This is a genomic window from Flavobacterium panacagri (assembly GCF_030378165.1).
GTDB lineage: Bacteria > Bacteroidota > Bacteroidia > Flavobacteriales > Flavobacteriaceae > Flavobacterium > Flavobacterium panacagri.
The window spans coordinates 104,814-118,802 of sequence record NZ_CP119766.1; the positions used below are offsets into that span (position 1 = coordinate 104,814).

Below are 13,989 nucleotides of genomic sequence, written 5' to 3' on the forward strand. Positions count from 1 at the left end.
AGGATGACAAGATTGTACATAATTAGAATTTTATTTTAACTAATCCTCCAATATAATTGAAGGCAGATTCTCATTCAGCCATTTGTACTTATTTAAGATCATAATATGAGTTCCCCCTTTTACCACAATACAGCTGTTGATGTATTTTATAGGAAAAACATCATCCTGATCTCCATGGATATGGATTACATTTTCATCAATCCGATTTCTATCCCACAAAATAACCGACTCCACAGCCCATTGTAAATAATTAAGATCACGCACAGCCAAAAACTTCTCGTATAATTTAATTCGTTTGTTGACTTTCTCTCCAAAAGAATATTTTGCAAGATTTTCAATATTCAAAATCAGCTTCATCGGGATTAATTTGTAGGCTTTTGTTGTCTTCCCTATTTTCATTCTTCTAGGAAACTCGAGATTACTTCTAACACTTGATATAATAATTACTTTTCTGGTTTTTATATGTTTCGAAATTTCCTGAACCAAAATTCCACCAAAGGAAACCCCAACTAAAACAGGATTTTCATGTTTGATATTTTTGCTTATTCGAAGCGCATAATCCGATAAAGATTCTTTAGGATTTGGAATTTCCCATTCCAAAAGACATATTTCGAAAATATTTTCATCCAATTTAATTCTTTCAAAAATAGATGGACTTGCCGCCAGACCGGGCATAAAATAAACTGGAATTTTACTCATAACATTAAAATGAAATTACCATTAAGATATTTATTCTAAAAAATAAAGTTACTTTTTTTAATAGCATGACAATCAAATTTTAAGCCTAATTTCTCATGAAACTCAAAAAAAGCAAACTTTGAAAAGACATCTTTAGGTTTACATCTTTAAAAAATAATTCAATATTGAAAATCAAATGATTACCTTTGTATTTGAAATAATTTTGACTTGGAAAACTTATAAAGAATTTTCTTTCAAGACTATTTCGGACCCCAAATTCACTATTTACACATAACCTAAAAATGAAAAATTACTATGGAAACTTTTGTAACTATGGAAATCAAAGACAACACTTTTGCACGCCAATTTGAAACTGTCGTACCTGAAGGGATGCTGGCAGTTGAGTATTCATTTCAAGAAAAAAAAATCTTCTTAACCAAAATCAACACACCAGATTCTTATCAAAATGATGATGCAATCAACGCCTTATTGAAAAATGTTCTGGATTTAAGTTCTGAAAAAAATTACAGAGTTGTTCCAATTCATCCAAAGATCGTTTCTTTCTTCAAAAAAAATCCGAAGTATAAGGAGTTACTTCCTCCAGGAATCAGGATTTAAAAATCACCTATTAAACGGAGCCACAGTCCTCCAATTACCATATAAATAAAGAGCATTACCAAACCAGTTACTAATCCTTTAACCCACCAGCTCTTTAAATCTACGTAGCCGCTCCCAAAAAATACGGGTGCCGGACCGTGACCATAATGCGTTAATGTTCCGTATAATGAACCTATAAACCCTAACATAAAAGCCAATAACAAGCCTGGAATTCCAAGTGAAATCCCGACCCCAAGCAGTGCTGCATACATCGCCGCTACGTGTGCTGTTGCACTGGCAAAAAGATAATGACTGAAGAAATAAACCAAAACAATTATCGGAAAAGCCATCTGCCAGCTTAATCCGCCGATTTGTGTTTTTACTAAATCACTAAACCAAGCAATAAAGCCCAATTCGTTAAGCGAACTGGCCATCATTACTAAAACCGAAAACCAAACTATAGTATCCCAAGCTCCTTTTTCGGCCTTGACATCATCCCAAGTCAAAACAGAAGTTAAAAGCAAAATCACCAATCCGATAAATGCTGTTGTTGTGGCATCAATAGAAAACAAATCGCCTGTCATCCATAGAAACAGAAGGATAAAAAATGTCAAAAGCATCATCCATTCATTTCTCGTTATAGCACCCATTTCTTTTAATTTCTGAGCGGCAATCTGTGGGGCATCGCCAGTTTTCTTTAGTTCTGGCGGATAAATTTTATATAACACAAACGGAATCACAAAAAAAGCGCATAGTCCCGGAACAATTGCCGCAATTGCCCATGACATCCAAGTAATTTTTATTCCCAAATTCAAAGCAAACTTTTGACACATTGGATTACTTGCTGTTCCAGTCAAAAACATAGAAGATGCAATCAAATTCATATTATAACTATTCAAAGTAAGATATGAACCTAATTTTCTATGTGTTTCGGGCTGATCGGGCATTGATCCAAAACTCATTGACATAGATTTCATGATTGGATAGATAATACCTCCTCCCCTTGCCGTATTACTTGGAACAGCAGGCGCTAGAACCAAATCAGCAAGACCTAAACCATAAGCCAATCCCAAAGAACTTTTTCCAAATATTCTAATAAACAAAAAAGCGATCCTATTTCCTAAACCTGTTTTTATGAAACCTCTGGCTATAAAAAACGAAATTCCAATAAGCCAGATTACCTTATCTCCAAAACCTTTTAGCGCCAGTGTGATCGACTTACCTGGATCTCCTGGTGCTAAAACTTGTGTGAAAGCTGTTAAAGCAATTGCAATCATACACATGGTTCCCATTGGAGCCGCTTTCAGAATAATTCCTAAAATCGTAGCTACGAAAATGGCAAACAAATGCCAAGCTTCAGCAACAACACCATTTGGAGCTGGAATAAGCCAAATTGCAATTCCAACAGCAAGTGTAATCAGGGTTTGGGGAATCTGTACTTCTTTCATAATAAATGGTTTTATATTAAACTTAAAGTCGAAGCTGTAATTGGATTAAAAATAATTCGTCGTTGTAAGTTGACGTATCTGGAACATTTCTATCAAATCGATCAATTTCAAATCCCATCTCGATTCGGCCTGTGTAAGCTTTTCCAAATTCCAAACTGATCATGGGCGTATACGTCTGTCTTACGTTTGAATTTACTTTGTAACTTGGGTCAAAGGTTTCATAACGACATGATAATTCGACTGCGGTTAATTTTTTATAATTTATTACATACCTCAAATTAGGTAGGAAATAAACACCTCTCATTTGATAATTGGAAACATCTCCTACTCTGCTTTCTGCTGGAAGAGAAAAATATAAATTATGATTTGTTCCCTGCTTATATTCAATTTGAAGATCAAAACTCATTCGGTCAGTCAGTTTAAAATCGCTGGTGATATCAGCTCCAACGGCAAAAACATCTTCTTTGAATACTTTTCCAAAACCACCGTTTAAACCAAGATTTATTTTATGCTCTTTAGACAATTCAAAAACCCATCTTGTAGAATATTGCTTTCCATTATCTTTATCCAATTCTACATTTTTTCCGTTTCCATTTAAAACAGAAACTGCATAATTGACTGGAATTTTTCCTATATCAAAAGCTCCCGTTGCCGAAGCTCCGATCTGGAAACTGGTCCAGCCGTTTTTTCCAAATTCGTAATACTGATTCGAGAAATCGAAAGATTTAATGATATCAACCGGAACAAGCTCTTCTATACCGAATGCCGGACGAAATTGCCCTCCTGTTAAGGCTATGTATTTACTAAAAGTATATTTTCCATAGGCATTTTCGAGAACTTTACCTTTGGTATCCGATTTAAAATCGGCTAAGTTGACTAAGATTACAACTTCTGTAGCTTCGCTCAATTTGGTATTTAAACCAACACGCATTCTTTTAATATCAAAAGACTGCTGCGTAACATCTCCTGCAGAATGATGAACTCCTAAAACATCGACATTATCGCCGAAACTTTCCAGATATCTTGCCTGCAAAAGACCTTTGAGCTGATATTGCGGGTATTTTATTTCGCTTTCTTCTTTTTTTTCTCCTGCATTAACATCACCTTGAGCATACAGAAATACTGGAGTAAGAAGAAAGAAAAAAATAATCGGAATTAGTAGAATTTTACTCATAGACTTCAAATAGATAAAATGTTATTTTTATATAATGAATTCAAAATCAGCATTCTGCTTTTTATTCTCAAAAAGCTAATTACCTACCGTCAACACGAAATGGGATTACTAAAATAACAAAAAAATGCGTGAGCTGTAAAAAAATTTGCATTAAAATTCTGTTATCAAAAAAGACAAACAAAAAAGGCGCAAGAATTAACCTGCACCTTTTCTATTATTTATATTAAAAAAATTACTTTTCGATCTCTCTCATAGAATCCATTTTCTTATGAGCAAGGAAACCTGCCACATCTTCAAAATGTTCTTTTACCCTTTTGTTTCCGAATTCAAAAACTTTAGTTGCCAACCCATCAAGGAAATCACGGTCGTGAGAAACCAAAATTAAAGTTCCATCAAAATCTCTTAAAGCATCTTTGATAATATCTTTAGTCTTCATATCCAAGTGGTTCGAAGGCTCATCCAGAATCAACAAGTTAACCGGCTCCAACAACAATTTAATCATTGCTAAACGCGTTTTTTCTCCTCCAGAAAGTACTTTTACTTTTTTAGTAATATCATCTCCTTGGAACATAAAAGCTCCTAAAATATTTTTAATCTGAGTTCTGATATCTCCAACTGCAATACTATCAATTGTTTCAAAAATAGTAGCATTCTCATCTAATAAAGCTGCTTGATTTTGAGCAAAGTATCCAATTTGAGCGTTATGACCAATATCAACACTTCCAGAATCAACACCAATTTCTTTCATGATTGCTTTAATCATGGTCGATTTTCCTTCACCATTTTTTCCAACAAATGCTACTTTCTGACCACGCTCAATTACAATGTTTGCATCTTTAAAAACCACATGATCTCCGTACGATTTAGACATTTCTTTCACAATAACCGGATATTGCCCAGAACGCGCTGCCGGTGGGAATTTTAAACGCAATGCAGACGTATCTACTTCATCAACCTGAACAATCTCCAGTTTTTCCAACATTTTTACTCGAGATTGAACAGCATCTGTTTTAGAAAAAGTTCCTTTGAAACGTTCAATAAAAGCACGATTTTCTGCGATCATCTTTTGCTGCTCATCGTATGCTTTCTGCTGATGGATACGACGGTCTTTTCTTAATTCTAAATAATGCGTGTATTTCGCTTTGTAATCGTAAATTCTTCCCATAGTAACCTCGATAGTACGATTCGTGATATTATCTACAAACGCTCTATCGTGAGAGATTACTACAACCGCTTTTGCCTGATTCAACAAGAAATCTTCTAACCATTGAATACTTTCAATATCCATGTGGTTCGTAGGCTCATCCAGCAAAATTAAATCTGGCTTTCTCAATAAAATTTTAGCCAATTCGATACGCATTCTCCAACCTCCAGAAAACTCAGAAGTCTGACGCGTAAAATCTTCACGTTCGAAACCTAAACCAACTAAAATCTTCTCAACTTCAGCTTCGTAATTTACTTCTTCGATTGCATAAAATTTCTCGCTTAAGTCCGAAACTCTTTCGATTAATTTCATGTATTCATCACTTTCATAATCCGTACGAACCGTTAATTGCTCGTTGATTTCGTCAATTTCAGATTTCATTTTAAAAATCTCACTGAAAGCTTTAGATGCTTCTTCCATAACAGTTGCACCGTCTTCAGTCAACAAATGCTGAGGCAGATAAGCAACCACAGCTTCTTTTGGAGCAGAAATGCTTCCGGTTGAAGGTTTGTTGACACCTGCAATTATTTTCAAAAGTGTAGATTTTCCTGCACCATTTTTACCCATAAGGGCAATTTTATCATTTTCATTAATAGCAAAAGAAACATCGCTAAAAAGTGTAGTTCCACCAAACTGAACCGAAATATCGTTAACTGTAATCATTTGTTTTTGTTAATTTGTTTAATCGGTTAATCGTTTATTTGACTACCCATTTTTTGTGCTGCAAAGATAGATTAATTAGATAATTAGACAATTTGAAAATTAGATAATTTTGGAAATGTGTCAATTAGATAATTTACTAATTAATAACACCTTAAATTCTAATAAACGAAACCCTAATCGTTTTTTAATATTTTAAAATTTTAATCTTATCTTGTATAATAATTTTAAATGCAGCAGAATATGAAACCGAAATTAAAACTGACCGTTTACCTAATTGCAGGATTACTATTTGGACTTTCTGCGAATGCACAAAAAACTGTTATTAAAAAAGAAGCTTTACCTGCAAATGCACAGACTTTCTTAAAAACTCATTTCGGATCAAAAAAACCGAGTTATGTATTAGAAGACAAAGAATTTCTTTCTACAGAATACAAGGTTCAATTTGACAAACAGCTTGAAATTGAATTTGACAAAAAAGGAAACTGGAAAGAAGTATACGGTAAAAATGAAAAAATTCCAAAATCTATTATTCCGAAAAAGATTGCTTCTTATATCAAAACAAATTTCCCTAAAGAAAAAGTAACCAAAATAGAAATTGGATCTTCTGGCTACGAAACAAAGTTGACGAACGGTTTAAAGCTAAAATTCAACTTAAAAGAAGATTTTATTAAAATTGATAAGTAATAGTAGCCACAGATTAGAAGATTAAAAAGATTTTTTTCACGACTTAAGATAACAATCTGTGAAAATCCTTTTATCCCGATAGCTATCGGGAGTGGGCAAAAAAATAAACCCGACAGGTTTTAAAAACTTGTCGGGTTACAAAATTATCTAATTTTCAAATTGCCTAATTATCTGATTAATCTTTTCTCCACTTTTTCGTTTCTTCGAAAACATGTTCTAAGATTGCCTGTTCCGTTTCATCAAAATCAATATTTCTTCTTGACAAAACCAAACGCGCCGTTTCAAAAGCTTTTTTCGTTACATACGTTGTAAAACCTGCAGCACCACCCCAAGAAAAACTTGGAACAAAATTTCTTGGAAATCCTGAACCGAAAATATTAGCACTTACACCAACAACGGTTCCTGTATTAAACATCGTATTGATGCCACATTTACTGTGATCCCCCATCATTAAACCGCAGAACTGAAGTCCTGTTTTTGCGAAACCTTCTGTTTCATAGCTCCACAACTTCACTTCTTCATAATTATTTTTCAGATTAGAGTTATTAGAATCAGCTCCAATATTACACCATTCACCTAAAACAGAATCACCTAAAAATCCTTCGTGTCCTTTATTCGAATTAGCAAAAAGAACAGAGTTTTTAACCTCTCCTCCTATTCTAGATCCAGGCCCAACAGTTGTTGCACCATAAACCTTAGCCGACATTTTTACCATTGCATTTTCGCATAAAGCAAAAGGCCCTCGAATAACAGTTCCTTCCATGATCTCGGTATTTTTACCTATATATATAGGACCGTTCGAAGCATTTAAAGTCACAAACTCTAATTTTGCGCCCTCTTCAATAAATATATTTTCAGGAGCAATTACATTTACGCTTTTAGGAATTGGCTGTGATTTTCGGTCTTCTGTTAAAAAATCAAAATCCTGACGGATTGCCGCATCGTTTTTAGAGAAAATATCCCAAGTATGCTCGATAGTAATACAAGCGTCATTATACTGGATAATTTCATAAGAATCGAAATCGACTTCCTCTTGATTTTCGCTTGCAAAAAATGCTATTACATCTTCACCTTTAAATATGGCTTGATTAGTGGTCAAATTAGAAACCATCTCCGCAAGAGTATCATTTGGCAGATACGCTGCGTTGATCATTACGTTTTCTTCCATTTCAACCATTGGAAATTTCTCTGATAAATATTCTTCGGTTATCGTGGTAATTGTAGAACCTAAACGTCTTTCCCATTTTTGACGAATAGTCATAATTCCAACCAAAATATCAGCCACAGGCCGTGTAAAAGTAAAAGGTAGTAAAGCATTCCGAACGGGGCCGTCGAAAAGAATGTAGTTCATAAATAATTGAGTGTTTGTTAAAATTTGATTTGGTTACCTAAGGCCAAAGTTACAAATATTTTACTGGTTTCATTTAAAACCACTTTAACGAAAAGTAATATTTAACGCATAAAAAAAGCCTTCCAGAATTGGAAGGCCTTTGTATAATTTAAAACAGCTATTATTTTTTAGCGTGTTTAGCGTATTTAGTTTTGAATTTATCAATACGTCCTGCAGTATCGATAAGTTTAGATTTACCAGTATAAAAAGGGTGAGATGTTCTAGAAATCTCCATTTTTACAACTGGATACTCAACTCCGTCAACTTCAATTGTTTCTTTTGTATCTGCAGTAGATTTAGTGATAAAAACGTCATCATTTGACATGTCTTTAAATGCAACTAATCTGTAATTTTCTGGGTGAATTCCTTTTTTCATCTTTTCTTTTATTTATTGTTTTAGAGCATTTTTATTTTGAAGCTTTTTCATGATTAGAAAAAGGTGTAAACAACACTACTCTTTTTTGTTTAAAAATTTAATTATTTTTGAGTGTGCAAATTTACAATTCTTTTTTAATAAACAAATACTTAGCTCACTTTTTTTTAGTTTATTTCGAAAAGCTTTTTTTATCTCCGATTATAGTGGGAATTACTATATTTGTGGATTAATTTTAAAACATATAGAAATATGATTAATGAAGTTATAAAAAAGAATGGGGTTACTTATGGAATAATGATCGGAATTGCATCGGCTTTGGTTACGGCTACTATATATGCAATTGATTTAAAACTATTTACAGCTTGGTGGATGGGAATCCTAGGAATCGTAATAAGTATTACAATTAGTATCATTTTACTTTCTAAAACCAAGAAAGAATTAAAAGGCGTTTTTACTTTCAAAGATGCTTTCACCACCTATTTTATAGCCGCAGTAATCGGAATTTTGATTTCTACAACTTTTAACATTGTATTATTTAATGTTATTGATCCAGGAGCAAAAGAAACTTTAAACGAAATCATGATCAAATACACTGTAGGCATGATGCAAAAATTCAACACACCAGCTTCTGCAATTAACGAGGCTGTTGCCAAAATGAAAGAAAGCAGTCCATACTCTACTTTTGAATTATTAAAAGGATCTGCTTTTGCTATTGTTATCAGTGCCATTTTTGGATTAATTTTCGCAGCATTTTTTAAAAGCAAATCTACACAAGAATAAAAATATAAATGAATTTATCTATACTTATACCGCTTCTAAACGAGGAGCAATCACTTCAAGAACTCTATGCATGGATCATTAAAGTGATGCAATCTAACAATTACTCTTATGAAATCATTTTTGTAGATGATGGTAGTACAGATAATTCTTGGCAGATTATTGAAGGCTTTTCTAATGAAAATTCGAATGTAAAAGGCATTCGTTTCATGAAAAACTTTGGAAAATCCCAGGCTTTACATGCTGGTTTTGCAAAAGCTAAAGGTGATGTTATTATTACCATGGATGCCGATTTGCAGGACAGCCCTGATGAGATTCCAGAATTATATGACATGATTACAAAAGAAAGATTCGATTTGGTTTCTGGATGGAAAAAGAAACGTTACGATTCTGTTGTTGCCAAAAATCTTCCTTCAAAGCTATTTAACTGGGCCGCTAGAAAAACTTCTGGCGTTGAGCTAAATGATTTCAACTGTGGCTTAAAAGCATATAAAAATGTCGTAGTTAAAAATATTGAAGTTTCGGGCGAAATGCACCGCTACATCCCTGTTTTGGCAAAAAATGCCGGATTCGGAAAAATTGGAGAAAAAGTGGTTATTCACCAAGCTAGAAAATATGGTGAAACCAAATTTGGAATGGAACGTTTTATAAACGGATTTCTAGATTTAATTACCATTTGGTTTTTATCGCGCTTTGGAAAAAGACCGATGCACTTGTTTGGAGCAATGGGTTCTATCATGTTTATTATTGGTTTTTTAGCGGCCGGATACATTGGTGTTTCGAAATTATACCATATGTATAATGGAATGAAATATTCTCTGGTTACAAGCAATCCTTGGTTTTATATTGCCTTAACCACAATGATTTTAGGAACTCAGCTTTTCCTTGCAGGATTTTTAGGCGAAATTATCTTAAGAACCAAAAACAATGAAGAAAGATATAAAGTAGCACGTGAAGTGAATTTTTAACACCAATCAGGAAAAAAAAATCTTTTTCACTCCAATCAACCTTTGAAGAAAAACTATCTTTATTAAAACATAAAAGAAAATTTACATGAACATAGCACCTAATATTTTAAACGCTGTAAATGAATGGTTAACACCTACGTTTGACCAAGAAACTCAGGCAGCTGTTAAAGAATTAATGACAACTTCACCAAAAGACCTTGAAGAGAGTTTTTATAAAAACCTTGAATTTGGTACTGGAGGAATGAGAGGTGTCATGGGGGTTGGAAACAACAGAATCAACAAATACACGCTGGGAAAAAATACTCAAGGATTATCCGATTATTTACATAAAGTTTTTCCCAACGAACCTTTAAAAGTAGTTATTGCTTATGACTGCCGTCACAACAGCAATACACTGGCAAAAGTTGTTGCAGACGTTTTTTCTGCAAATGGAATTCAAGTTTATTTGTTTTCTGATTTAAGACCCACTCCTGAGTTATCATTCGCGCTTAAATATTTAAAATGCCAATGCGGTATTGTTCTAACTGCTTCACACAATCCGCCAGAATATAATGGATATAAAGTGTACTGGCAGGACGGCGGACAAATTGTTCCTCCGCAAGACGGCGAAATCATTCAAGTAATCGAAAGTTTAGGCTACGACAAAATTAAATTCAATGCAAACGAAAGCCTTATTCAATATATTGATACGGAAATTGACAAAGAGTTTGTAAAATCATCTATAGAAAACGCAAGTTTTAATACTCCTGCTGAAGCAAAAGACAATCTTCATATTGTTTTTACTTCTCTGCACGGAACTTCAATAAAATCTATTCCTGATGTTTTATCGCAGGCCGGTTATAAAAACGTTCATATCGTTCCAGAACAGGCGGTTCCAGATGGAAATTTTCCAACAGTAAAATCTCCAAATCCAGAAGAACCTGAAGCTTTAACGATGGCTTTGGCTTTGGCTGATAAAACAAATTCTGATATCGTTGTTGGGACAGATCCTGATTGCGACCGTTTAGGTGTTGCTGTCAGAAATAATGATGGAAAAATGATTTTGCTAAACGGAAACCAAACTATGGTTTTAATGACTTCTTTCCTTTTGAAACAATGGAAAAAAGCAGGCAAAATCAACGGAAAACAATTTGTCGGATCTACTATTGTTTCGACTCCAATGATGATGGAATTGGCAACAAGCTACGGTGTTGAATGCAAAGTTGGTTTAACTGGATTCAAATGGATCGCTAAAATGATCAAAGATTTCCCAGAACTTCAATTTATTGGAGGTGGAGAAGAAAGCTTTGGTTTTATGGTTGGCGATGCTGTTAGAGACAAAGATGCTGTTGCCGCTACGCTATTAATCTGCGAAGTTGCCGCTCAGGCGAAAGCTGCAGGAAGTTCAGTTTACAAAGAACTTTTACAGCTTTATGTTGAAAATGGTTTCTACAAAGAATATTTAGTTTCATTAACTAAAAAAGGAATGGAAGGCTTAGAAGAAATTAATCAGATGATGATTAATTTACGCCAAAACCCTTTAAAAGAAATCAATGGCCAGCGTGTGATTATGGTTGAAGATTATCAATCATCTACAGCTTTGAATTTATTGACAAATGAAGAATCTTCTATGGATATTCCGAAATCAAATGTATTGATTTATTACACAGAAGATGGTTCTAAAATTTGCGCAAGACCAAGTGGAACTGAGCCAAAAATTAAATTCTATATCAGTGTGAATGCTGAATTAGAATCGGTTGCTGATTTTGATGAAGCAGAAAGTTTTTTAGATCAAAAAATACAAAATATCATTGCTGACATGCAATTAAAATAATAAAAAAGAGCCGCAAACTCTTTACATACATACTATGATTGTGCAGGCAATACCTGCACAATTGATTAAGTTTAATTTTTTTTAAACTCTGATTCACATTTAGAATAAATATGAATCAGAGTTTTTTTGATAAAAAAAAGCAAAAAAAAATTGAAAACACTCCAATTGGATTAATTTTGCGAGGTATAAATTCGACAGAATAAACTAATTATAACCTAAAAAAAATACTAAAACTCAAAAGAGCTTTAGCACAGCAGAAAAACAATATTCAAAATTAAATGAGTAATTTTAAAAAAATAGTTCCTTTTATATACCCATATAAAAAATACGCATTCTTAAACATTTTTTTTAATGTTTTATATGCACTTTTCAGTACACTTTCATTTGTTGCTTTAATACCAATGCTTCAAGTTTTATTTGACAAAACGAAAGCTAATCATGTAAAACCAGTATTTACAGGAATTTTAAACCTGAAAGAATATGGCGAAAACTATTTAAGTTACTACATAACTACAACAAAAGGCACTCACGAATCTGGCTATATTCTGGGGGTTATGGTAACTATTATAATTTCAATTTTCTTATTAAAAAACCTGGCCGATTATCTGGCAATGTTTTTTATCAACTTTTTACGTAACGGAGTTTTAAGGGACATGCGTAATGCATTGTACAAAAAAACACTTGAACTTCCTTTAGCTTTTTATTCTGAGAAAAGAAAAGGAGATGTTATTTCTAGAATTTCTGCAGACGTAAATGAGGTTCAAACTTCATTTTTAGCTATTCTGGAACTTATCGTGAAAGAGCCTTTGACTATTATTTTTACAATAAGTGCGATGCTTATTATTAGCGCTAAATTAACTTTGTTTGTTTTTATTTTTATCCCTATTTCTGGGTATATCATTTCATTAATTGGAAAACAGCTTAAAAAACAGTCCAGCAAAGCTCAGGAAGAACAAGGAAGATTTTTATCTACTATTGAAGAAACGATTGGCGGATTAAAAGTTGTAAAAGGTTACAATTCTGAAAATTATTTTAATACTGTTTTTAGAAACTCTACCGAAAGATTTTTTGACTTATCAAACAGCATCGGAAATCGTCAAAACTTAGCTTCGCCTGCGAGTGAATTTATGGGAATTACCGTTATCGCTATCTTACTTTGGTATGGAGGACAAATGGTTTTAATTGACAAAACTCTTGAAGGAGCTGCTTTTATCGCTTATATGGGATTAGCTTACAATATTCTAACTCCAGCAAAAGCAATTTCTAAAGCATCTTACGGTGTCAAAAAAGGAAATGCAGCAGCTGAACGTGTTTTAGAAATTTTAGAACAGGAAAATCCAATTACAAGTAAAGAAAATGCGGTTGAAAAAGAATCTTTTGATAATGAGATAAGCGTTCAAAATATCAACTTTAAATACCAAGAAGAAACTGTTTTAAAAGATTTTTCCCTTCAAATTAAAAAAGGACAAACTGTTGCCCTTGTTGGTCAGTCTGGAAGCGGAAAAAGTACAATGGCAAACTTATTGACCCGTTTTTATGATGTTAATGATGGAACTATTTCTATTGACGGAATCAACATTAAAGACATCAATCTGCAATCGCTACGCCACTTAATTGGACTGGTTACACAGGACAGTATTTTATTTAATGACACCATAAAAGCCAATATTGCATTAGGAAAATTAGATGCAACAGATGACGAAATTATTGAAGCATTAAAGATTGCCAATGCTTATGAATTTGTAAAAGACTTACCAGCCGGAATTTACACCAATATTGGAGACAGCGGAAACAAACTTTCTGGAGGACAAAAACAACGTTTATCGATTGCTCGTGCTGTGCTAAAAAACCCTCCAATTATGATCCTAGACGAGGCAACATCTAATTTAGATACGGAAAGTGAAAAATTTGTTCAGCTGGCATTGGAAAATATGATGCAAAACAGAACCTCTATCATAATTGCACACCGCCTTTCAACAATTCAAAAAGCAGACGTAATTATTGTGATGCAAAAAGGAAAAATTGTTGAACAAGGAACTCATGAAGAATTAATTGCGCTTAATGGCACTTACAACAAGCTGGTAACAATGCAGTCTTTCGAATCGTAAGATTTTCACATAAACAAATAGCCAAACACAGATTAAGGAAATATTAAAACTCATTTTAATTTCTTTAATCTGTGTTTATTTTTATAACTTTAGGTTGGTTAAAGAATAA

12 protein-coding genes are annotated in these 13,989 nt (G+C 33.3%); 6 read left to right on the forward strand and 6 right to left on the reverse strand.

The window, feature by feature from the left end:
• Window positions 1-39: 39 nt before the first annotated feature.
• Window positions 40-699: a YqiA/YcfP family alpha/beta fold hydrolase gene (locus tag P2W65_RS00545; protein ID WP_289662760.1), complete on the reverse strand. Its 660-nt coding sequence runs from the start codon at window positions 697-699 to the stop codon at window positions 40-42.
• Between the two features lie 294 nt (window positions 700-993).
• Here P2W65_RS00545 and P2W65_RS00550 point away from each other — a divergent pair, with 294 nt between their 5' ends.
• Entirely contained in the window at window positions 994-1,296 is a 303-nt protein-coding gene (locus tag P2W65_RS00550; protein ID WP_289662761.1) for a GNAT family N-acetyltransferase, read from the forward strand.
• Here the strand turns inward: P2W65_RS00550 and P2W65_RS00555 are convergent.
• The 3 genes from P2W65_RS00555 to P2W65_RS00565 all read right to left on the reverse strand — a co-directional run bounded on the left by P2W65_RS00555 (window position 1,293) and on the right by P2W65_RS00565 (window position 5,764).
• Window positions 1,293-2,723, reverse strand: coding sequence for an anion permease (locus tag P2W65_RS00555; protein WP_289662762.1), 1,431 nt, complete (start codon window positions 2,721-2,723; stop codon window positions 1,293-1,295). The two genes, P2W65_RS00550 and P2W65_RS00555, sit on opposite strands and share 4 nt — an antisense overlap.
• 22 nt (window positions 2,724-2,745) lie before the next feature.
• Window positions 2,746-3,897, reverse strand: a complete 1,152-nt coding sequence (locus P2W65_RS00560) for a porin (RefSeq protein ID WP_289662763.1) — start codon at window positions 3,895-3,897, stop codon at window positions 2,746-2,748.
• Between the two features lie 232 nt (window positions 3,898-4,129).
• Window positions 4,130-5,764: an ABC-F family ATP-binding cassette domain-containing protein gene (locus tag P2W65_RS00565; RefSeq protein WP_109190411.1), complete on the reverse strand. Its 1,635-nt coding sequence runs from the start codon at window positions 5,762-5,764 to the stop codon at window positions 4,130-4,132.
• 240 nt (window positions 5,765-6,004) lie between these two features.
• On the opposite strand from P2W65_RS00565, the gene P2W65_RS00570 reads away from it, so the two are divergent.
• Window positions 6,005-6,448: a PepSY-like domain-containing protein gene (locus P2W65_RS00570; RefSeq protein WP_289662764.1), complete on the forward strand. Its 444-nt coding sequence runs from the start codon at window positions 6,005-6,007 to the stop codon at window positions 6,446-6,448.
• 175 nt (window positions 6,449-6,623) lie between these two features.
• Here P2W65_RS00570 and P2W65_RS00575 read toward each other — a convergent pair whose 3' ends face one another.
• Together P2W65_RS00575 and P2W65_RS00580 are read right to left on the reverse strand one after the other, a co-directional pair.
• Window positions 6,624-7,799 carry a GlmU family protein gene (locus P2W65_RS00575; protein WP_289662765.1) on the reverse strand — a complete coding sequence of 392 codons (1,176 nt, stop codon included), beginning with the start codon at window positions 7,797-7,799 and terminating at the stop codon, window positions 6,624-6,626.
• A gap of 160 nt (window positions 7,800-7,959) precedes the next feature.
• Window positions 7,960-8,214 carry a type B 50S ribosomal protein L31 gene (locus tag P2W65_RS00580; RefSeq protein WP_011921626.1) on the reverse strand — a complete coding sequence of 85 codons (255 nt, stop codon included), beginning with the start codon at window positions 8,212-8,214 and terminating at the stop codon, window positions 7,960-7,962.
• A gap of 249 nt (window positions 8,215-8,463) precedes the next feature.
• On the opposite strand from P2W65_RS00580, the gene P2W65_RS00585 reads away from it, so the two are divergent.
• The 4 genes from P2W65_RS00585 (at window position 8,464) to P2W65_RS00600 (ending at window position 13,880) form a co-directional block, all read left to right on the forward strand.
• Window positions 8,464-8,994: a DUF4199 domain-containing protein gene (locus P2W65_RS00585; RefSeq protein ID WP_289662766.1), complete on the forward strand. Its 531-nt coding sequence runs from the start codon at window positions 8,464-8,466 to the stop codon at window positions 8,992-8,994.
• Between the two features lie 8 nt (window positions 8,995-9,002).
• Window positions 9,003-9,959, forward strand: coding sequence for a glycosyltransferase family 2 protein (locus P2W65_RS00590; protein ID WP_289662767.1), 957 nt, complete (start codon window positions 9,003-9,005; stop codon window positions 9,957-9,959).
• Window positions 9,960-10,044: 85 nt separating this feature from the next.
• A complete protein-coding gene (locus P2W65_RS00595; protein WP_289662768.1) occupies window positions 10,045-11,772 on the forward strand; it encodes a phospho-sugar mutase in 1,728 nt (575 codons plus the stop codon).
• A 278-nt stretch (window positions 11,773-12,050) separates the two neighbouring features.
• Window positions 12,051-13,880 carry an ABC transporter ATP-binding protein gene (locus P2W65_RS00600; protein WP_289662770.1) on the forward strand — a complete coding sequence of 610 codons (1,830 nt, stop codon included), beginning with the start codon at window positions 12,051-12,053 and terminating at the stop codon, window positions 13,878-13,880.
• Window positions 13,881-13,989 lie beyond the last annotated feature (109 nt).